Origin of the sequence: Pilosibacter sp. YYHA0881, from assembly GCF_051602715.1 — a bacterium.
Classification (GTDB): domain Bacteria; phylum Bacillota; class Clostridia; order Lachnospirales; family Lachnospiraceae; genus Alitiscatomonas; species Alitiscatomonas aceti.
On record NZ_CP175657.1, the window covers coordinates 1,108,436 to 1,128,774 of the forward strand.

The 20,339-nt window shown below is 54.8% G+C and carries 16 protein-coding genes; 6 read left to right on the forward strand and 10 right to left on the reverse strand.

All coding sequences use genetic code 11. The annotated features are described in order from the left end of the window. Positions 1-7: 7 nt before the first annotated feature. Positions 8-1,327, reverse strand: a complete 1,320-nt coding sequence (locus tag ACI6NM_RS05290; protein ID WP_262427958.1) for a CapA family protein — start codon at positions 1,325-1,327, stop codon at positions 8-10. A gap of 156 nt (positions 1,328-1,483) precedes the next feature. Continuing rightward, positions 1,484-3,673, reverse strand: a complete 2,190-nt coding sequence (locus tag ACI6NM_RS05295; protein WP_262427957.1) for a helix-turn-helix domain-containing protein — start codon at positions 3,671-3,673, stop codon at positions 1,484-1,486. A gap of 185 nt (positions 3,674-3,858) precedes the next feature. Between ACI6NM_RS05295 and ACI6NM_RS05300 the strand changes: the two genes are divergently transcribed. Genes ACI6NM_RS05300 through ACI6NM_RS05310 form a run of 3 tightly spaced genes read left to right on the forward strand, consistent with a single transcriptional unit; the run spans position 3,859 to position 7,023 of the window. Beyond that, positions 3,859-4,440 (forward strand): DUF4358 domain-containing protein, encoded by a 582-nt coding sequence (locus ACI6NM_RS05300; RefSeq protein WP_262427956.1) that lies wholly within the window; start codon positions 3,859-3,861, stop codon positions 4,438-4,440. A gap of 3 nt (positions 4,441-4,443) precedes the next feature. Then, the gene (locus ACI6NM_RS05305; RefSeq protein WP_262427955.1) at positions 4,444-5,838 is read left to right on the forward strand and encodes an MBOAT family O-acyltransferase; all 1,395 of its coding nucleotides are present in this window, start codon (positions 4,444-4,446) and stop codon (positions 5,836-5,838) included. Positions 5,839-5,856: 18 nt separating this feature from the next. Continuing rightward, a complete protein-coding gene (locus ACI6NM_RS05310; protein WP_262427954.1) occupies positions 5,857-7,023 on the forward strand; it encodes a DHHW family protein in 1,167 nt (388 codons plus the stop codon). Here ACI6NM_RS05310 and ACI6NM_RS05315 read toward each other — a convergent pair. After that, complete coding sequence (locus ACI6NM_RS05315) at positions 7,001-8,254, reverse strand: D-alanyl-D-alanine carboxypeptidase family protein (RefSeq protein WP_420361292.1); 1,254 nt, start codon at positions 8,252-8,254, stop codon at positions 7,001-7,003. The two genes, ACI6NM_RS05310 and ACI6NM_RS05315, sit on opposite strands and share 23 nt — an antisense overlap. Before the next feature lie 425 nt (positions 8,255-8,679). Here ACI6NM_RS05315 and ACI6NM_RS05320 point away from each other — a divergent pair, with 425 nt between their 5' ends. Further along, a complete protein-coding gene (locus ACI6NM_RS05320) occupies positions 8,680-10,146 on the forward strand; it encodes a polysaccharide deacetylase family protein (RefSeq protein WP_262427987.1) in 1,467 nt (488 codons plus the stop codon). A 126-nt stretch (positions 10,147-10,272) separates the two neighbouring features. Here ACI6NM_RS05320 and ACI6NM_RS05325 read toward each other — a convergent pair whose 3' ends face one another. From ACI6NM_RS05325 to ACI6NM_RS05350, 6 genes are all read right to left on the reverse strand, one after another. Further along, complete coding sequence (locus tag ACI6NM_RS05325; protein ID WP_215654275.1) at positions 10,273-11,226, reverse strand: TIGR03943 family putative permease subunit; 954 nt, start codon at positions 11,224-11,226, stop codon at positions 10,273-10,275. Positions 11,227-11,247: 21 nt separating this feature from the next. Continuing rightward, the gene (locus ACI6NM_RS05330) at positions 11,248-12,414 is read right to left on the reverse strand and encodes a CobW family GTP-binding protein (protein ID WP_262427952.1); all 1,167 of its coding nucleotides are present in this window, start codon (positions 12,412-12,414) and stop codon (positions 11,248-11,250) included. Between the two features lie 104 nt (positions 12,415-12,518). Then, positions 12,519-13,334 carry a metal ABC transporter permease gene (locus ACI6NM_RS05335; RefSeq protein ID WP_158357007.1) on the reverse strand — a complete coding sequence of 272 codons (816 nt, stop codon included), beginning with the start codon at positions 13,332-13,334 and terminating at the stop codon, positions 12,519-12,521. Beyond that, positions 13,334-14,044: a metal ABC transporter ATP-binding protein gene (locus ACI6NM_RS05340; RefSeq protein WP_262427951.1), complete on the reverse strand. Its 711-nt coding sequence runs from the start codon at positions 14,042-14,044 to the stop codon at positions 13,334-13,336. The genes ACI6NM_RS05335 and ACI6NM_RS05340 overlap by 1 nt, the downstream gene beginning before the upstream one ends. Then, positions 14,041-15,033, reverse strand: coding sequence for a metal ABC transporter solute-binding protein, Zn/Mn family (locus ACI6NM_RS05345; protein ID WP_262427986.1), 993 nt, complete (start codon positions 15,031-15,033; stop codon positions 14,041-14,043). Before ACI6NM_RS05345 ends, ACI6NM_RS05340 begins: the two co-directional genes overlap by 4 nt. Positions 15,034-15,089: 56 nt before the next feature. Then, the gene (locus ACI6NM_RS05350) at positions 15,090-15,779 is read right to left on the reverse strand and encodes an HAD family hydrolase (protein ID WP_022273335.1); all 690 of its coding nucleotides are present in this window, start codon (positions 15,777-15,779) and stop codon (positions 15,090-15,092) included. A 299-nt stretch (positions 15,780-16,078) separates the two neighbouring features. Between ACI6NM_RS05350 and ACI6NM_RS05355 the strand changes: the two genes are divergently transcribed. Continuing rightward, complete coding sequence (locus tag ACI6NM_RS05355) at positions 16,079-17,119, forward strand: PTS sugar transporter subunit IIC (RefSeq protein ID WP_262427950.1); 1,041 nt, start codon at positions 16,079-16,081, stop codon at positions 17,117-17,119. 66 nt (positions 17,120-17,185) lie between these two features. Here ACI6NM_RS05355 and ACI6NM_RS05360 read toward each other — a convergent pair whose 3' ends face one another. Next, the gene (locus ACI6NM_RS05360; RefSeq protein WP_158356969.1) at positions 17,186-17,386 is read right to left on the reverse strand and encodes a hypothetical protein; all 201 of its coding nucleotides are present in this window, start codon (positions 17,384-17,386) and stop codon (positions 17,186-17,188) included. A gap of 269 nt (positions 17,387-17,655) precedes the next feature. Between ACI6NM_RS05360 and ACI6NM_RS05365 the strand changes: the two genes are divergently transcribed. Beyond that, complete coding sequence (locus ACI6NM_RS05365) at positions 17,656-19,980, forward strand: N-acetylmuramoyl-L-alanine amidase family protein (RefSeq protein ID WP_262427949.1); 2,325 nt, start codon at positions 17,656-17,658, stop codon at positions 19,978-19,980. The last annotated feature ends 359 nt before the right edge of the window (positions 19,981-20,339 follow it).

The window sequence follows — 20,339 nt, forward strand, 5'->3', positions numbered from 1 at the left end:
CCTCCTTTTATGCCTCCGCCTGGATGATCCCGCCGGGATCCCTGGGCAGCAATATTTTTTTCCACACATGTTCCTCCAGCCGCTTCAGATCCCTTTTTTCCTCCTCAGTGAGCCCCCGGGGATCCTTTAATACCTCATAAAATGGCAGAAGGCGGCAGTCGTACTCCTCTCCCTCCTTTTCCTCGCAGAGAATGTAGACCGGAAGGACCTTTAATCCGTGGAGCAAGGTGCGTTCCGCTCCGTCCTTATCCCTTCCCCTGGCGGCCTTGAAACGAACCACATAAGTAAGCTTGGAATTTTTTGTCAATGGATGGTAGCTTACGAAATCCCCCAGAGAGTAAACGGTCAGGCACTGCCTTCCGTCTCTGGCTGTGTACCGCTCCATGGGCTGACTCACATGAGGATGGGAGCCCAGGATCACATCCACGCCCATATCCATGACCTTCCGGGCCGCCTCCATAACATTTTTGTGGGGATACATCTCAAATTCCCAGCCCCAGTGGATAAAGGCAGCCACCAGATCCGCTCCCCGTTCCCGGGCCAGCTTCACATGGCGCTCCACCATAGAAAGATCTGGGTTTTCATCATTGAAACGCACCTCATTGATCAGATATTTTTTTTCATACTCATTGCCGTTCATATCAAAGGTGTAGGACAGAAGAGCCGTTCTGATACCGTTGATCTCTGTGATCAGCACGTCCTCCTGCTCCCCCGGCGTCCGGTTGGTGCCGGAATGAAGCGCCCCCTTTTCATCCAGAACGTCCAGGGTGGCCCGAAGGCCCTCCTCCCCGTAATCATAACAGTGGTTGTTGGCCGTAGAAAAATATCCGATCCCATGGCCATTTTCCCAGAACCGGTCAAACATGCCCCTGGTGGTGTTCATTTTCGGCGGCTGTCCCAGCACCTGGTTCCTTCCCACAGGTGCCTTCTCCCAGATGCAGGATTCCAGATTAGCGCAGGTGAGATCGGCATCCATGTAAAAGTTGCGGATCCCGTCGAACAGCCGTTTTGTAGACTCTTCTGTCAGGCAATCCACAGCCATCAGATCCCCGGCTGCGGTCATGGTCATTTCCCGTTCCGTCACAAAGCCCCTGGGCAGGGAGAAATCTAGTTCCTGGGAGGCAAAGTATTCCTCGATCCCCGATCCCTTTTCCGCAGTCTCCAGCTGATGGACCCAGCAGCGGTACGCCCATTTCAGCTTTTCTTTTTTATTGACAGCCACATCGTAACGCCCCTTCACTGGCTGCGGATAGCGGAACTCGTTCCACATGACCACGCTGGCCAGCTTTGCGGCTGCGATGACAGCTTTGGAGGTTTTGTACTTCATATCGGCTCCTTTCCCATTTCTTTATGGTAATTTTACACAGATCTGCCCGCCTGTTCCACTGGACCCTTGCCCTTTTTTCCATGTTTTCTTTCTTTTTTCATTTACTGCAAAAAAATAGTTCATGAAACATATGTTATTTCATGAACCATTTCTGTTCTATCCGATTTTCCTGATATGCCAGAAGGCCACAGCGTTGAAGGCCAGGCTCTGGCGGATCTCCAGTGTATCCTCCACATTCCTGTCCTCCAGGGCAAGGGCCGGATTGCAGAAGTTTTCCATATATTCGATCACATCCCCATCGGGAACTGTATAGAGATCCACCCGGACCCAGCTCTGATAGATACTCCCGTTGTCCTTATCCAGATACATGCTCTTTAGCCGGTACCTTCCCTTTTCCATCCCCGTAAGTGTCACGGAAACCGTCTGAAGGAGGCTGTCCTTTTTTATCTGGTCCAGGGATAGGAATGGATCCATATAATACGGGGCCCACAGAAGCACAAAATAGCCGCCGCGTCCATCCTCCGTTGCCAGCACGCCGTCCTCCTCCAGAAGAAGCCTGGTTTCCAGCATGGATAGGAACCGCAAGGCAAAAAACAGCGGCCGCTTCACGCCCCGGTACAAATAAAGGCTTAAGGGATATGTAAAAAAGTCCTCCCCGGATGGCTCCAGGTTCAGCCGGAACCCGGCTCCCGCGATCCTTTTTCTGAGCTTTATGAGAAGATCCGGGATCAGGGCAGTCCGGTGGAATTCCCCGGCCTCCACCATGGACCTTCCTGTCAGTGTATTCCAGTCCAGAAGCCACACCGGTGCGTCCACGCCGTTTTCCTTCATCCAGGCCCCGGCCCTCCGCAGGCATGTCTCATGGTAATGGCGCTGGAACTGTTCATAAGAAAACGCGTCTGACGGGGCCTGGGCCTCGTTGGGATCCTGGCGGACGGTGATAAAGTCCACCGGAAAGCCTGGCCTTTCTGTTCCAGCCCCGGGATCCAGAAAGATTCCCAGAAGCGCACCCGGAAAGGCCCTCCGGATGGCCGCCGCCAGAAGCTCTGACCGTTCCGTGCCGGTCTCCTTAAGCTCGAACCGCCAGTGTATCCCTGTTTCCCCTGGGACTTTCCTCCCGGCCATCTCCTGGTGGGACAGCCTGGAAAGTGCCGACTCCACGGCATCAAAAGCCATGTCCTCCTCCACCCGGATGAAAGGTGTGAGGCCCAGGGAATCCAGATACCGGAATACCCTTAAGACATCCAGTTCTCCGATGACATTTTTAAAGAGCTCCGCTGAAAACACCCCTTCCAGGCACACATAGGAGAAACCGATGGCCTCCTGGGCCTCTTTGATCTGGTCCTGTACCGCTTTCTGGCTGAGGCGCGAAAAATCTCCCACATACAGCACCCTGGCCGGAAGGTCCAGACGCTCCCCGGTCCATTTTCCCTGGACCGTATACTCCCTGACCCGGGCGCTCCCGCGCTTTTCATATGAATGGACGAACCGTACCAGCGTATCCAGGGAGCTCTCCGGCCCGTTTTCCAGGAATTCCATCTGGTCCGGCAGTTCCTCTTCCTTTTTCACTCGCCTGCGGTACTCTGCCGCCGTACAGGAAAACTCCCGGCGGAAGGCCCGGTTTAGGGCCTCGGCACTGGAAAATCCGTTGTTTAAGGCAACGCGGGTCAGAGAAGCGCCCGTGGCGGCCAGCTCCCTTCTGGCTCCCCGAAGCCGCAGGGAGTTTAAATATTCCAGGTAGGTGGTTCCCATCTCCCGCTTAAAGAGTCTGGAAAGATAAGAGGGCGACAGATAAAACCTCCCGGCCATTTTCTCCAGAGTCACTGGCTCACCAAAGTTCTCCTCCATGGCCTCCAGTACCTGGAGCAGATGGACGTTTTCTGTTCTGTATTTCCTCCGGCTGCTGCCGCTGACGAACTGGGTCCGCAGGGTATGGAGAAGAAGAGGGGCTGCCGACTGGATCAGCAGCTCATAGTCCCTTTCGCGGCCGTAGCTGTGCATGGCGATCTGAAGGATCTGGGATCGCATGGAATCATAAAGAGGGCCTGTGGCCGCATTTTCACTGGTAGATACGCAGGAAAACCGGGTATAAAGCGCCTCCCGGCACACCCGCTCCAGATACTCCTCTCCCATGGAGAGCCATACGGTCACATTGGGCTCCCCGCTTTCCAGAGAGTAGAACTCTCCATGATTGATCACCATCAGATCCCTTTGCGATAAGGTCTGCTGTCTTTCCGAGCTTCGTACCCGTACCGTCCCCCTTAACACCAACAGAAACAGCAGCCCGCTGTTCACAGAACCATGTTTCTTCTGAATGTTTCCCAGGAATACCCGTATCTGCTCCATGGCCTTCTCCTCCTTTGGCGTTCTTTGCCATTTTCGTCAATCATACCGTATAGCTCTGGAAAATGCAATCTGTACCCATTTCGTAAGACCTTATTCATATATTTGTAAATTGCTTTTTCTTCTGTCCTCCCTTATAATGGCCATATCACCACTCATTGTGGCATTTGAAGGAGGATTTTGAATTTATGAAAAAATTTACACAGAAAAAACAGTTGACCGCAGTTATCATGGCCGCTTCCCTGGCCTTTGCTTCCCTTACAGGCTGCTCCAGCTCTTCTGCCGGCAAGGAGCCTGCCGGCCAGGAGACCGAGGCCGCGGTAAACGTATCCCTGGACGACGTTTTAAATAAGATCAAAGAAGCCTATGGAGAGGGCTACATCCCCAACACTCCCATGGACGACCAGATGTTAAACGACGTCATCGGCCTTTCTCCGGAGCTGTGCGAATCCTATGTAGCCGAGATGCCCATGATCAGCACCTTCGTGGAGACCTTCATCGGAGTGAAGGCAAAGGAGGGAAAGGGTGACGATGTGGAGAAGGCCCTGACCGAATACAGAGAGCGTCTGGTGGGCGATACCATGCAGTATCCCATGAACGTTTCCAAGATCCAGGCCTCCCAGGTGGTGCGCCACGGCGATTACGTATTCTTCGTGATGTTAGGAGGACCCGATGACGCGGCCATGGAACAGGGCGATGAGGCAGCCTTAAAATCCGCAGAGGAAAATAACAAGATCGCCATTGACGTGATCGACGGCTTCTTTAAATAAGCCATGGTCTTTTCCAGTCTCTTATTTTTATTCCGTTTTCTGCCGCTGTTCCTGGCCCTCTATTTTCTGGTTCCCAGGAAGCTGCGAAACGGAGTATTATTTATAGGGAGCCTGATCTTCTATGGATGGGGGGAGCCTGTGTATATCTCGCTCCTCCTTTTTTCCACGCTGGTGGACTTTTTCCATGGAAAGCTGGTGGGCAGTTTTTTAGAGCGCGGAAACCGGAAAGCCGCCAGGATGACGGTAGCCTCCTCTGCGTTCATCAATCTGGCCCTTCTGGTGATCTTTAAATATACGGACTTTTTCATCCGTTCCATCAACAGCCTCACCGGAAGCGGGATCCCTCTCCTGGGCCTGGCCCTTCCCATTGGGATCTCCTTTTATACGTTCCAGACCATGTCCTACACCATCGACGTATACCGGGGCGAGGCTCCGGTCCAGAACAATATCATAAGCTTCGGAGCCTATGTGTCCATGTTCCCCCAGCTCATTGCCGGCCCCATTGTCCGCTACCAGGACATTGCCGCGGAGCTGAACACCCGGACCGAAAGCCTTGAGCGTTTTTCCCTGGGGATCCGCCGTTTCGTGGTGGGCCTGGGAAAAAAGGTCCTGCTGGCCAATCAGGCCGGCGCCCTGTGGACGGAGATCACGGCCATCCTTCCTGCGGACCGCAGCGTCCTTATGGTATGGATGGGGATCCTGGCCTTTGCCTTCCAGATCTATTTCGACTTTTCCGGTTATTCCGATATGGCCGTGGGCATGGGCCACATGCTGGGCTTTCATTTTCCGGAAAACTTTAATTATCCGTATATTTCAAAAAGTATTACGGAATTCTGGCGGCGATGGCATATTTCCCTGGGCACCTGGTTTAAGGAATACGTGTACATCCCCCTGGGCGGCAACCGGAAGGGCGGCCTTCTCCAGGTACGGAACATCCTGGTCGTATGGCTTTTAACAGGGATCTGGCATGGCGCCAGCGTAAACTTCCTGTTATGGGGTATTTATTTCGGACTGCTTCTTTTATTAGAAAAGTTTGTACTGATGAAATATTTAAAAAAGCTCCCCTCCCTGCTCCAGTGCGCCTATGCTTTTCTTCTGGTGCTCCTTGGCTGGGTGCTGTTCGCCTTTGAGGACATGGGACAAGGGTTCCAGTACCTCCTTCAGATGACCGGAGCCGCCGGGCTCTCCCTCTGTAATGAACGGACCATATTCCTTCTTTCCGGAAATCTGGTCCTTCTGGCCGCCTGCGCCCTGGGCTCCACCCCCCTGCCGGCCAGGGCTGCCGGGAGATGGAAGGACCGTGTCCCGGAACCCCTGTTCCTGGGCCTGGTACTGCTCCTCTCCGTGGCCTACCTGGTAAACGCAACCTATAACCCGTTTTTATATTTCCGCTTTTAGCACAGAAAGGGAGAAGCCATGAAAAAAAATATTTCCTATCCGGCTGTGATGACCGGGCTTTTCTGCGCCTTTCTGGGACTGGGCGCGGCCCTTTCCGTTTTCATGCCCCGACGGACGTTTTCTGAAACGGAAAACCGCTACCTGGCAAAACGGCCGGCCCTTACCTGGGAGGCCGTAAAGAGCGGAAAATTCGGTTCTGATTATGAAATTTATTTAAGCGACCAGTTCCCTTTCCGGGATTCCTGGATCGGCTTTAAGACGGCTGCCGAAAAAATCCAGTTAAAAAAGGAGATCAACGGCGTCTTTCTTGGAAAGGACGGCTATCTCATCGAGGCCTTTTATGCCGAGGACATGGATCCGGAGCTCTCAAAGAAAAACCTGGACGCCCTGGCGGCCTTTGCCCTCCGCCAGGAGGCGCTTCTGGGAGACGGTCATGTGAAGGTGCTTCTGGCCCCCACGGCCTCTGAGATCCTCACAGAAAAGCTCCCGGCCTCTGCCTCCCCCTTTTCCCAGGCGGCGGCCACGGATTTCCTGGAAAAAGCCGGGCTGTCTTCCATGCTTGTGCCCGTAAGGGACGCCCTTTTACAGGAAGAAGCCGACGGACCGGACCGCCCCCTTTATTACAGGACAGACCATCACTGGACTGCCTCCGGGGCCTATACGGCCTACCAGGCCTGGGCTTCTGCTTCCGGCCTCACGTCCCTGGAGCCTTCCGGTTTTTCTGTGGAAACCGTTTCGGAGGACTTTCTGGGCACCATCCACTCCAGGCTCAACGTTCCTGTAAAGCCTGACTCCATCGAGCTTTACAGGCCCATCCAGGAGCCGGAATGGAGCGTATTTTATGATGGAAGCCAGGAGCCTGTCCACAGTCTTTACTCTATGGAGGCTTTAAAGACCCGGGATAAATACCGGGTGTTCCTGGACGGGAACCATGGTCTCACAAGGATCGTAAATCCCCAGGCGGACAGCGGCGGGAAGCTTCTTATTATCAAGGACTCCTACGCCCACTGCTTCGCCCCCTTTGCAGCTCTCCATTTCCCGGAGACCCTTATGATCGATCTCCGGTATTATAATGGAAGGCTCGGGGACCTGATCCAGGAGCAGGAGATCACCGATGTCCTCGTCCTGTACCAGATCCCTGGATTCTTAAAGGACCGGAATATCAGCAAGCTGGTGTGGGGGTAAAAAACAGCCCCCACACCTTTTTCAGACAGTCTGGAAATCCGGCCCTTTCCACAGACTCCTCTGCTGTCACGGCCACCCGGCCCAGCTCCTCGCCATCCAGCGTATAGACCAGATAACCGAAAACATCTCCCTCTCCCACCGGCGCTTCCACCGGGCCTTCCAGCTGCAGCTCCTTCTCTATGGCGGAAAAATCCTCCCCGTGGAGTCCCAGGAAGGAAAAGCCTTCCCTGTACCCGGCCTTTACAAAGTCCCGGACGCCTCCAAGCACCTGGATCTTTGGCAGCTCCGGCGGCGCCTCATCCCGGTACAGACGGCAGTTTCCATATCCATAATTCAAAAGAGCCACCGCATCCTGGAACCGCACCTTATAATCCGGCGCAGCCATGATGGCGGCGATCAGCTCCACCCCGTCTTTTTTCGCTGTGGCCGACAGACAGTATTTGGCAATGCTGGTGGAACCGGTCTTAAGGCCCGTCACCTGGAAATTCACAGGCATCTTCAAAAGCCGGTTGGTGTTGGACAGGCCGAACTCCTTTGTTCCCTGCTTCGTCACATGGGTGATGTTTTCCATCCATATGGTAGAATAATTGATGATCTGTGGATATTTTGTGATCAGTTCCCGGGACATTAAGGCAATATCCCGGGCCGTGGTCACATGATCCGGAGAATCTGTAAGGCCGCAGCAGTCCACAAACCTCGTGTGCTCCATGCCAAGGCCTGCGGCCCGCTCGTTCATCATCCGCACAAAGGTCCCCTCGTCTCCGCCTATGTACTCCGCCATGGCCACGGAGGCATCGTTGCCGGAGGCGATGACGATGCACTTGATCAGTGTTTCCACGGTCTGCATCTCCCCCTCCTCCAGGAATACCTGGGAGCCTCCCATGGATTTGGCGTAGGCGCTGGTCACCACCTGGTCGTCCAGACGGATCTTTCCTGACTGGAGGGCATCGAATATAAGGATCAGTGTCATGATCTTGGTGACGCTGGCTGGATTTCTGGGCTCGTCGGCATTTTTTTCAAAGATCACCGTTCCCGTGGACGCCTCCATAAGAAGGGCTGACGGCGCAGCGATCTGCGGCCCTCCGGTGCTCTCCTCCGGGGCAGCTCCCGGCTGTACCGTCTCCTGGCCCTGGGGCCCTGTCTGGCCGCTTTCCGGGCTCTCTGCCTGCCCTGCCTCCGTTTCTTCCCGGACCGTTTCCCGTCCCGGGACCATTTCTGCCATCACCGGCATAGAGCCGCCGCCCAGGGCCATCACCCAGGATAGGAGAAGGGCGGCCGCCCGTTTTCCTGTTTTTTTCACGTTTCCACCATGTCCTCTCAAACCGTCATGATCTCCTTACAAAATATGGCCGGGACATGGATCTTTATGTATTTTTCGCAGCAGTCCTATCCGGATCTTTACAAGGCTGGATTGTTGCTTTTTTTCACGGATTCCCATAACACCTTCCGGGAAATTATGTTATAATGTCTGTGAAGCAGACATTATAACATCGCGCATCTGGTTTCTGCGTTCACCGCAGAAATCCAGGCGCTTAAATTCCCCGGAGGGGGGCCATGTCCGGAGGACATGGTATAATGACTGTGAAGCAGACCCACGAAGGGATAAAAAGCCCGCCCGGCAGAAAAGGGCTTAAAAATACGATTCGAGGTGATCCAATGCAGTTTGAAGACGACTATACCCGCCGCCGTGCATACATATCCAGACGCCAGAAGCAGAGAAAACGCCAGCGCATGGTCCGTATCCTCATCTTTTTCATGATCCTTGGGATCCTGGCTGCCGCCGGAGCAGGAATCTGGCTTTTTAAGACAAAAGGCTTCCCCGGAGCCGGCTCCCATCCTGCTCCCGACGACCCGTCTGCATCCAGCCCCGCAGAGCCCGGCGCAGACCCGGGAAACGGTGAGGACGGAGAAACAGGGACCAGTCCTGCGGAAACAGAACCCTCCGGCCTGGACGAACTCCTTTCCAGAGCCTCGGGCCTGGCCGCCTCCTACGACTATGACGGAGCCATCGCCCTGTTAAAGGACAGTGCAGAATTTTCCGGTGAGCAGGCGGTCCTGGATGCCATCGCGTCCTATGAAGAGATAAAAACAACACTGGTCCGGGCTGATACGGCCTCCATCACCCATGTGTTCTTCCACTCCCTGATCATGGATAATAAAAAAGCCTTTGACGGCGATTCAGATGAAAAGGGCTATAACCAGGTGATGACCACCAAAAGCGAATTTTTAAAGATCCTGGATCAGATGTATGAACGGGGCTATGTGCTGGTACGGATGCGGGATATCGCCTATGAGACCACAGATGAAAACGGAAACCCAAAATTTGTGGCCGGCGATATCATGCTGCCGCCGGGAAAGAAGCCCTTCGTCATGTCCCAGGACGATGTCTGCTATTATGACTATATGAAGGGCGACGGCTTTGCCACCCGGATCGTCATCGGGGACGATGGAAAGCCCACCTGTGAAATGGAACTGGACGACGGGACCGTGGTCACCGGCTCCTTCGACCTGGTACCTCTGCTGGAGGATTTCATTGCAGAGCACCCGGACTTTTCCTATAAAGGAGCCAGGGCAGTCCTGGCCTTCACCGGCTACCAGGGTGTTTTAGGCTATCGCACCGATCCGGAATATAAGGACTCCAACCCTAATTATGAGGAGGACCTGGAATCTGTCCGACAGGTGGCCCAGTGCCTCCGGGACGGCGGCTGGGAGCTGGCCTCCCACAGCTGGGGCCATATCAACCTGGGCTCCCGGGATCTGGCTTCTGTAAAAACAGACACCGATAAATGGGAGGAGCGGGTGGAATCTCTCATCGGCCCCACCGATATCATCCTCTACCCCTTCGGCGCAGACGTGGGCGACTGGCGGGCCTATACCCGGGAAAACGAAAAATTTGCCTATCTGTACGACAAGGGCTTCCGCTATTTCTGCAATGTGGATTCCAGCCCCGCCTGGGTACAGCTGGGGTCTGATTATTTGCGCCAGGGGCGGCGGAACCTGGACGGCTACCGCATGTACTACGACCTTCCGGAAACAAATCCTTCCAAGGATCATTTAAGCGACCTGTTCGACGTTACCACCGTTTTTGACCGGGAGCGCCCGGTGCCGGTGCCGCCCATGTAGGGTAGGAAATATTGCCTGCGGGCTTCCTGCCGGCGGCATAATTCTTTCCCAGAGCATAAAAATAAGCTGCTGCAAAAAGGAAATGGATGCTTTCCTTTCGCAGCAGCTTATTTTTACTTTATTGCCCTAAAACTGGACGATCTCCTTGATCTCCTCTGCCGGCTCCACGCTTTCCGCGTAAAGCACCGGACCGGTTCCGTCGTAGTCCTGCCAGAACTCATATTCGATCCTGGCCCGGACCTTTACCCACATTCCGGTCTCCAGGGTCCTGGCCTCTCTTGCCTTGCATACAAAGCCCAGGAAGGTCATATCCGCCTCGCAGCAGGTCATGGCCATACGGCCCGGAACAAAGTAATTCTTCGGGAATTCCGGAGACTTTAAGACCATAGCCGTAAATTCCACTACCTTCCCCTTGTACCGGTCCTCCTTGTCCAGGGCGTCGATATACCAGATGCCGTAGGCCCCCGGGTCGATCTGGATCACATCTGCCTTCATATCATAGGGCAGATCCTCCTCCAGAAGCTCCTGCTCGATCTCCCCTTCCGCATCCTCCAGGATCAGGTCGGCCTGTGGATTTAAGGCCTTTAACCCCCTGCGGTAGCGGGTCAGGCTGTCATCGGTCAGATCGTCGCAGCGGTTCATGATGATCAGCTCGGAATTCCTCACCATAAGTCCCAGCAGCGGCTTCATGTTATTTAAATAAAGCTCAAAGGTGGAGCCGTCGATGATGGTGATCTGCTGGAACAGCTCCCAGTCTGCCGGAAGTTTCAGCTGATCCTGGGGCCAGATCCCGTTCCATTCGATGAGCACCCGGTCCGGATCGTAGAGTGCTTCCAGACGGCCGAAAAAGTCCTCATCCAGCTCGTCTGCGCTGTCCACGGTGATCACCTTTGTCCGCGTTTTCTTTAACAGCTCCTGATCATATTCTGTGTCCCCCTCCTCGCAGAGGATCAGGACCGTAACTCCGTCAGCCTGGAAATACTCCTGCTGCAGTGTAAAGGAGATAAACTGGGTCTTTCCAGCCTCCAGAAAGCCGTTGATCAGAAACACCGGCATTTTTTCTTGATTATTTCCGCTCATGATTTCTCCCAGTGATTAAAATTAATGGAACAGTTCCTTCAGATCGTCCTCTTTTAAGCCGGAGCCGATGACGCACACCTTTCCTGTATAGATGGGCGCGCCTTCCCGCACCTCCGTCTCCTCGGGAACCATATCAAAATAGTGCCATACGCCGTTTTCATCCGGCAGCATGCCCTTGGCACGAAGCACCGTGCCGTACTTCTCTGTGTGGGCCAGGTCATGGAGGATCTCATTTAACCGTTCCAGGCTCACGCTGCGGCTTGTTTCCAGTCCCCAGCTTGTGAAAACCTCGTCGGCGTCATGGCCGTGGTGGTGATGGTGCTCATGGTCATGATCGTGGCCGCAGCAGCACTCCCCGTCCTCATGATCGTGGTGGTGATGGTGCTCATGGTCATGGCCGCAGCAGCACTCTCCCTCCTCATGATCGTGATGATGGTGATGCTCATGGTCGTGGCCGCAGCAGCACTCCTCATCCTCATGATCGTGGTGGTGGTGATGGTGCTCATGGTCGTGGCCGCAGCAGCACTCTTCGTCCTCATGATGATGGTGTCCCTGCCTTACCTCCTCCAGAAGCTCAGCCGCCATGTCGTCGGTGGGCTTTTCAATGATCTCCAGAAGCTGGGCTCCGGTGAGACGGCCGATGGGAGTCGTAACAACGGCTGCCTTAGGATTCTTCTCCCGGATCAGCTCCACTGCCTTTGCCACCTTATCGGCGTCTGCCACGTCGGTACGGCTTAAAACGATAGTCCCGGCGCTTTCGATCTGGTTATTGAAGAACTCTCCGAAGTTTTTCATATACATTTTGCACTTCTGGGCATCTACCACCGTCACAGAGCCGTTTAAGACCACGTCGATCTCTCCGGCCACATCGCAGACAGCCTTCATCACGTCAGACAGCTTTCCAACGCCGGACGGCTCGATGATCACCCGGTCCGGCTCATACTTGGTCAGCACCTCGGACAGGGAGCGGCCGAAATCGCCCACTAAAGAGCAGCAGATACAGCCGGAGTTCATTTCCCGGATCTCAATGCCAGAATCCTGTAAAAAGCCGCCGTCAATGCCGATCTCTCCAAACTCATTTTCGATCAGCACCACCTTTTCCCCGGCAATGGCCTCCTCCAGAAGCTTTTTTATAAATGTGGTCTTTCCAGCCCCCAGGAAGCCGGAAATAATATCGATCTTTGTCATTTTTAATTCCTTCTTTCTATTCAATCCATGAAATAACGGTTGTCTGTTACTAACTTTAACACATTTTTTCCCAAAGTCAACCGCCGCCCTTAAAATTTCCCGTCCTACCGCCTCCGGACAGCCTGGATCACGGAAAAAATCCCAAAGGCTCCCATGTTGACCACCACCACGCTGGCTCCCGCCGGGATGGAGTACACATAGGAAAGCACCAGGCCGATGAAAAAGCAGACCACGGATACGGTCCCCGCCGAAAGGATCACGCCGGAAAAGCTTTTAAATACCCGCATGGAGGTGAGGGCCGGAAAGATGATCAGGCTGGAGATCAGCATGGCTCCCATCATCCGCATGCCCAGGACAATGGTGACCGCCGTCAGCACCGCCAGGATCGTATTGTAGCCGGAGACCCGGACTCCGGTGGCCCTGGCAAAGCTCTCATCAAAGGTCACGGCGAACACCTTATTGTAGCAGAGAATAAACATTCCCAGGACGATCAGGGACAGGACGGCGCTCAATACCACGTCCTCCCGGCTCATGGCCAGGATGCTGCCGAACATATAGCTGCTGACGTCTGTGGTCATTCCCGTGGTCAGGGATGTGACGATGATCCCCACAGCCAGAGAGCCGGCGGAGATCATGGCAATGGCCGCATCGCTCTTGATCTTCCCATTGCCGGTGATCCGAAGGAGCAGCACCGCGGCGGCGGCCACCACGGGGATGGATACCGCCAGGGGAGCCCACCCAAAAGCCACGGCCACAGACAGGGCTCCAAAGGATACATGGGATAAGCCGTCCCCGATCATAGAATACCGCTTCAGCACCAGGCTCACCCCCAGAAGGGAGGCGCACAGAGAGATCAGAAGGCCGCCGGTCAGCGCCCGGACGATGAACGGATACGAAAGCATTTCTCTTAAAAGCTCCATCATTTTCCACCTCCCAGGAATTCTCTCCCGCATTCCGTCTGTTTATAGTCTTCCACAGAGCCGTAAAATAACACACTCTGCTTTAAGTGGAGGATCTTATTGGCCTGGACCACGATGTTCTGGATATCGTGGGACACCATTAAGACGGCCACCTGCTCCTCCCGGTTCAAATGGCGGATCACCCGGTAAAAGTCCTGGGTGGTGGAGGGATCCAGCCCGGTGATGGGCTCGTCCAGGATCAGAAGGCGGTCTGTGGCACAGAGGGCCCTGGCGATCAGCGTCCTCTGCTTCTGGCCGCCGGAAAGATCCCGGTAGCAGCTCTTTCTCAGATCTGTGATCCCCAGACGCTCCATGTTCACTGCCGCCGTTTCCCTTTCTTTTTTTGAGTAAAACGGACGGTTCCCCCGCTTTCCGAGACAGCCGGAGATCACCACCTCCTGGACTGTGGCCGGAAAATCCTTCTGGGCCGGCGTCTGCTGGGGAAGATATCCGATGCCGGACCGCTTCAGATCGTCGGATACCATAAGGCTTCCGCCAGTGGGCTTTAAAAGCCCCAGAAGCCCCTTCATCAGCGTGCTCTTTCCCGATCCGTTTTCTCCCACGATGCAGAGGTAATCCCCCTGGCAGATCTCCAGGGACACATCCTTTACCACATCATAATTTTCATATCCAAAATCCACATGCTCACATTTTAATAACGGCTGGCTCATTTGCACAGTCCCTCCCGCAGATTCTTCACATTCTGTTCCATCAGCTCCAGGTATGTGACCCCTTCCTCAAACTGCCGCCGGGTCACGTTATGGCAGGAATGGAACAAAAGAGGTACGGCCCCTGTCTCTTCTCCGATGATCTCCGCCACCCGGTGGCTGGAAAGCTCCAGATAGTAAATCACAGGAAGCCCCTCCTCTTTTACCTTGTCGATCAGATAGGCAATGGTCCTGGCGCTGGGCTCCGTATCCGAGGAACAGCCGGAAAAGGCCGCCCGGTAACGGAGTCCGTAGGTGTCGGCAAAATACCGCAGCGGGAACTTATCGCCCATGACGATCATGTCGTGGACCGCGCTATCCCTTACCTCCCGGAATTCTTTGTCCAGTCTTTCCAGCTCCTCCAGATACGCGGCAGCTCCTGCCTGGTACATGGCCCCATGGTCCGGATCCCTTTCCGTAAGAGTCTCAGCGATCACGTCCACCATCCTCATGGCATTGACCGGGGAGGTCCAGATATGCTCGTCGTACTCGATCTCATACTGACTCTCATCCTCCTCCAGATGACCATCTTCCTCACCGTCCTCATGGACATGAACGTGGCCATGGCCCTCGTCGGAATGCTCCATCCCTTCCACGATTTCTTCCTCCACCGCATCCACATGGTCCATCATGATGACCACCGTCTGGTCCTCCCGGTCAAAGGAATCCACCACCTGGTCCACCCAGTGCTCCATGGCCCCGCCGTTGGCGATGATCACATCCGCCTCCTGCATGGTGCGGATATCCCTTGGCGTAGGCTCAAAGGAATGGCTGTCCATGCCCGCCGGGATCACCAGGGACAGCTCCACCTGGTCTCCGGCCACCTGGCGCACAAAATCATAATAGGGGAACAGAGTGGCGGCTACCTTTAATTTCCTCCCGCCTTCCCCGTCTCCCGGCTCCTCTCCGCTCTCTGCTCTCCCGCAGCCGGAAAGGAGACAGAAAAGGAACATCACTGCCAGCGCCAGCCATGTTCCCCCTCTTATTTTCCTCGTTTTTACAGATTTCCTCAATGATTCTCCTCAGCTTTCCCGGAAAGGATCCGGATCATGTCCCAGGGGCTTTCGATCAGATACGCCGGGGCAAAGGCCGCCAGCTCCTCCCGGCCCCGGAATCCCCACAGGACTCCCACCGTGTCCATCCCGGCATTTCTTCCTGTTTCCATATCCGTGTTGGTATCTCCGAAATACAGACAGTTTTCCGGAGCAACGCCCATCTCCTTTGCCGCCTCCAGAGCACCTCTTGGATCCGGCTTCTTCGGGATCCCTTCCCGCTCTCCGACCACCGTGTCAAAAGCGTCCGTTCCGAACACATACTCCACGGTCTTCACGGCCTGGGCGTGGGGCTTGTTGGAGACCACGGCCAGCTTCATCCCCTTTTCCCTGGCAAAGGCCAGGAGCTCCCCGATGCCCTCGTAGGCATGCATCTGGTAGTTACAGTTTTCCCCGAAGATCTCCATATAAACCGGGAGGATGGCTTCATAATGGGCCGGATCCGTATCCTTACAGGCCGCCAGCGACCGCCTCATCTGCATTTTATAGCCGTCTCCCACAATGGTCATCATCTGCTCCTCAGACAGAGGCCCCAGCCCGAACCGCTCCAGGGACTTGTTGGTACAATAGGTCAGCGCATGGATGGAATTCACCAGGGTTCCGTCCAGATCAAAGATCATAGCGCCGTAATCCATACGTTTTTTCATGTTCTCATCTCCTTACAGGGCCTTAGTATATCATAAGAAGGAAAGCCAGGCAAGAAAATCTTGCCTCAGTCCCTGGCTCCCGGAGGATCCCTCTGTCCGGAATATTTCGTTAAATTCATATCAATCTTCTGCGATTTCCTTGCTTTTTTCTGGTTTCTATGGCAGAATACGTTGACCAATGGGATCGTTAATTTCTTAACGTATCTCTGGAGATCCGCAATCGTTCCGCTATGTGTCTTCCTGTCCGGATCTTCCCATGGCTGAACGGCCGCGAAAACGATAAAAGGAGTCACTGAATCATGGAAACAGCACCAAAGCACCGGGGATCCTGGAAGGAATTCCTAAAGAGAAAGCAGATCAATTTCACCGTACAGACGTACTTCATCGACGCCCTGGGGGCCATGGCCTTCGGCCTTTTCGCCTCCCTCCTGATCGGGACCATCTTTTCCACCATCGGGGAAAAAACGGGCGTGGAGGTTTTCAATACCATCGCCTCCTACGCCAAAGGGGCCACCGGAGCCGCCCTGGGCGTATCCATTGCCTATGCCTTAAAAGCGCCGCAGCTGGTTCTTTTTTCCGCCGCCACCGTGGGGATCGCAGGCAATGAGCTGGGAGGACCCGTGGGCGCTCTGGTGGCCACCATTGTGGCTGCGGAGCTGGGAAAGCTGGTGTCCAAAGAGACCCGTGTGGACATCCTGGTCACTCCCGGCGTTACCATCATTTCCGGCGTCTTTATGGCCCAGTTCGTGGGCCCCGGCGTATCCCGGTTCATGACCCTGTTCGGAGAAATGGTCAAGACTGCCACGGAAATGCAGCCCTTTTTCATGGGGATCCTGGTATCGGCTCTCATCGGCATTGCCCTGACCCTTCCCATCAGCAGCGCGGCCATCTGTATCATGCTGTCCCTGGACGGCCTGGCCGGAGGAGCGGCCACAGCCGGCTGCTGCGCCCAGATGGTGGGCTTTGCCGTCATGAGCTTTAAGGAAAACGGCTGGGGCGGTCTTTTGGCCCAGGGCCTGGGGACCTCCATGCTCCAGATGGGAAACATCGTGAAAAACCCCAGGATCTGGATCGCTCCCACCCTGGCGTCCATGGTCACCGGCCCCCTGGCCACCATGGTCTTTCAGCTGGAAAACATCCCGGCAGGCGCGGGCATGGGGACCTGCGGTCTTGTGGGCCCCATCGGCATCTATACCGCCATGTCCGGCGAAGGCCCCAGGATGTGGGCCGGGATCCTCATGATCTGTTTCATCCTTCCCGCCGTCCTCACCTGGATCTTCGGAGAGCTCTCCAGGAAGGCCGGATGGATCCGTGAGGGAGATCTGAAGCTGGATCTGTAAACAGCCTCCATAAAATACTTCGGCCGGCCAGGCATCATGCCCGGGCGGCCTTTTTATCATTTTCCATCATTGATCCTGATTCCGGGTAAACTCCCCTACTAAATACACGATCCCAAGAACTGCCGTCAGAATAAGCCCCAGATACAGCGCCCAGAAGATCAGCCTCTGCCGTCCCGCACAGAACAGGAAGACACTGATCACCGCCGCCCATAGTAGCGGAGCCCAGAAAAATTTTGAAAGACGGAATAAAGCACCGATCACCTTCATTGTATTCCTCCTCTCGTGGATATGGTCTGTATCCTGATTATACCATGTCCTCCGGACATGGTACCCCTCCGGGAGAATTGAGCGCCTGGATTTTCGCGGTAAACGCGAAAACCAGATGCGCGATGGTATAATGTCTGCTTTGCAGACATTATACCATACAGGATCCCCCATTTCTATCCCTGTTTTATTGAGTTTCCCCATGAAAAACTATATAATTTTTCCATGGGAGGATACCCCCCCCAGGAATATTTATAAGGAGGTACAAACGTATGAAAAAGCGATTTACCGCCCCACTGGCGGCAGTGCTGGCGATGAGTATGGCGTTTTCATCGCTGGCGGCAGTGAAACTGGACACACCGGTCGTACGGTGGAGTTCCAAACGAGAGGCTCTTCCCGAGTGGAAGCGGGTGGAGAATGCCAGCAATAAATACCAGGTGGAGGCGTTCCGGGACGGGGAGCGCACATACAATTCCCGCCACACATTTTCCTCCACAGATACCCGTGAATGGCTGAAATCCAGCGGATTTGTCAACAAATTGAAGGACTCTGGAACTTATACCTTTAGAGTTATGGCGCTTGGAGATGGTAACGATACCCTAAACAGCGACTGGTCCGAGCTTTCCGCTCCCTGGACATTTGAAAAGTCTTCCGTATCATTAGGGAGTCCAGTCAATCTTCGTTGGGATGGCACCACAGCCTGTTGGGATGCTCCGGAAATTCCGGCGGAATATGCATCCTATTTCAAAGGCTATGAAGTATATCTTCTAGCTGATGGTCAATCCTGGAGTGGATACTCCAATGTACAGAACACCAGCCAGGATCTGGCTGACAACATGACAAAGGAAGGCGCAAAGGAATACTCCTTCTCCGTCCGCGCCGTCAGCAATACGCCGTCCAAGATCTTCCATAGTGAAACCGTTTACGCAGATGATCCCTACAAGCCAGGCGACGCTTCCGACAAGGTATCGGGTACTCTTGATAAGATCACTTCCGGCGAAATTTCCATGGAACAGGCACCGGATGCTTTAAAAGAAAATATCAAGGACGTCCAGGTGGCCATGCAGTCGGATCCAGACGTTCTGGCCAAGGTCGAGGCCCTGGAACAGCAGTACATAAAGGATCAGAATGTGACCCTGGAACAGAATATCACCTCCAATGAGGTGGGCATCGACCACAGCCAGGTAAAGGTGATCGGCGCTGCCTTAAACGCTGCGGCAGCCGGTTCCACCGTTTCCTTCAATATCGGAAAGCCTCATAAGGACGCAGTTGTGGATGCCATGAGGTATAAAAACACCATCCAGGTGGATTTCAGCCTCAGCGGAGCCGTTCCGGAGCTTAAGGTTCCGGTACGCATCACCGTTCCGATCCCGGAAAATGTCAATCCAGAATTCTTCCATGTGCTCCACTATTCCAATGACGGAACGTATGAAGATATCTGGCCGCTGGAGATCGACCGGGAGGCCCGCACGGCTTCCTTCACAGTGACCCACTTCAGTACCTTTGTGCTGGCTGAGGAAAGAACCGAAGAGGATAAGCCAGGTACTGATCCGGAGCTTCCAGATTCCATCGCCACCCCGTCCAACGCAAAGGAGTTTCAGGCCCTGGCCGACTCCCTTCCCAATGACCTGTCCGGTCTTCCCCAGGAGGAGCGGGACGCCGCAGAAGGCGCCCTCTGGAAGCTGGCAGAGGCCCTGGATAAGAACGACGTCCAGAAGGCCATGGCCGGAAAGTCCGCAGAGCCCACTGTGAAAAAGCTCTCCTTCCTGTTTGACTCCCTGGGCGTGGGTGCAGCCATGGATGTCCAGTGTGCAGAGCCGCTGGAGGGAATGGACTACTATCCCCTGGCCTTCGCCCCGGACCATGGCTCCATCACGGGCCTCCGGGCAGAGCTTTCCAATATCTCCACGCCCAGCAACGCCAGCCGGACGTATTCCTTCGACCTGGAACTTTATAAGACCACAGAGGGAAGCTCCCGATCCGCAGAGGGAACTGAAACAAAGGTCACTTCCCTGCGGACTCCGCTGAAATTCTACATCTCCATGCCCGACGGCTTCGAGGATGTGGCGAACGAAAGCGATACCCTCTGGTATGACGAGGAGACCGGCTGCATCGTGGTCTACACCAATGATCCTGGAAGGTTCACCGTAAAGCTCCGCAGGGAAAACAGCGGCTCCGGTTCCTCCGGCAGCTCCGGCAGCTCCGGCGGCGGCTCCAGCAGAAGCGTCCGCGTGGATCTGATGAACCAGTCCCCAGAGGGCGGAAAGTGGTCCAAGGATGGAAATATCTGGCGCTTTACCTTTAAGAACGGGATCCTGGCCCAGAGCTGCTGGCTCTATATCACCAACAACTGGTACTACTTCGGCAGCAACGGCGATATGGCCACCGGATGGTTTAAGGACAACTTAAACAACTGGTACTATCTGACTCCTGCCGGAGCCGGAACAGAGGGCGCCATGGTCACCGGATGGCAGCAGATCGACGGACGCTGGTATTACTTCAATGAGAAGAGCGACGGCTTTTGCGGCACCATGTTATCCAATACCACCACTCCCGACGGCTACACCGTAGACGGAAGCGGTGCGTGGATCCAGTAAAAAACAGATCTTGTTTCATCCGCCCGGGCTTTGTCCCGGGCGTTTTTTATGTCATCGAGAAGTGCGCCCTATGACATAAAAAACGCTCTGTGGGGATCGCCATGCGGCGAAAGGGAATTATGCCGCAGATCTGCCCCTCCACATCTTTCTGCCCTCTCTAATTTTCCTCTCCCCATTCCCCGACTCTCCCATTCTCCGGCTCTCCCATTCTCCGGCCTGCCAACCATATGCTCTCCTAGTTTCATATTCCCCCCTCTCGTATCGTCAAAAATTTTGGGCAAAAATCCCCCCTTTTTTCCATGATGCCCAAAAATCGTACAGAAATCCTGGATTTTCATCGGATCTTCCTGCGGGATTGG

Coding starts and splice junctions, on each gene's coding strand:
- ACI6NM_RS05290 (WP_262427958.1), bottom strand. CDS start 1,327: ATGAAGTACAAAACCTCCAAAGCTGTCATCGCAGCCGCAAAGCTGGCC.
- ACI6NM_RS05295 (WP_262427957.1), bottom strand. CDS start 3,673: ATGGAGCAGATACGGGTATTCCTGGGAAACATTCAGAAGAAACATGGT.
- ACI6NM_RS05300 (WP_262427956.1), top strand. CDS start 3,859: ATGAAAAAATTTACACAGAAAAAACAGTTGACCGCAGTTATCATGGCC.
- ACI6NM_RS05305 (WP_262427955.1), top strand. CDS start 4,444: ATGGTCTTTTCCAGTCTCTTATTTTTATTCCGTTTTCTGCCGCTGTTC.
- ACI6NM_RS05310 (WP_262427954.1), top strand. CDS start 5,857: ATGAAAAAAAATATTTCCTATCCGGCTGTGATGACCGGGCTTTTCTGC.
- ACI6NM_RS05315 (WP_420361292.1), bottom strand. CDS start 8,254: ATGCCGGTGATGGCAGAAATGGTCCCGGGACGGGAAACGGTCCGGGAA.
- ACI6NM_RS05320 (WP_262427987.1), top strand. CDS start 8,680: ATGCAGTTTGAAGACGACTATACCCGCCGCCGTGCATACATATCCAGA.
- ACI6NM_RS05325 (WP_215654275.1), bottom strand. CDS start 11,226: ATGAGCGGAAATAATCAAGAAAAAATGCCGGTGTTTCTGATCAACGGC.
- ACI6NM_RS05330 (WP_262427952.1), bottom strand. CDS start 12,414: ATGACAAAGATCGATATTATTTCCGGCTTCCTGGGGGCTGGAAAGACC.
- ACI6NM_RS05335 (WP_158357007.1), bottom strand. CDS start 13,334: ATGGAGCTTTTAAGAGAAATGCTTTCGTATCCGTTCATCGTCCGGGCG.
- ACI6NM_RS05340 (WP_262427951.1), bottom strand. CDS start 14,044: ATGAGCCAGCCGTTATTAAAATGTGAGCATGTGGATTTTGGATATGAA.
- ACI6NM_RS05345 (WP_262427986.1), bottom strand. CDS start 15,033: ATGTTCCTTTTCTGTCTCCTTTCCGGCTGCGGGAGAGCAGAGAGCGGA.
- ACI6NM_RS05350 (WP_022273335.1), bottom strand. CDS start 15,779: ATGAAAAAACGTATGGATTACGGCGCTATGATCTTTGATCTGGACGGA.
- ACI6NM_RS05355 (WP_262427950.1), top strand. CDS start 16,079: ATGGAAACAGCACCAAAGCACCGGGGATCCTGGAAGGAATTCCTAAAG.
- ACI6NM_RS05360 (WP_158356969.1), bottom strand. CDS start 17,386: ATGAAGGTGATCGGTGCTTTATTCCGTCTTTCAAAATTTTTCTGGGCT.
- ACI6NM_RS05365 (WP_262427949.1), top strand. CDS start 17,656: ATGAAAAAGCGATTTACCGCCCCACTGGCGGCAGTGCTGGCGATGAGT.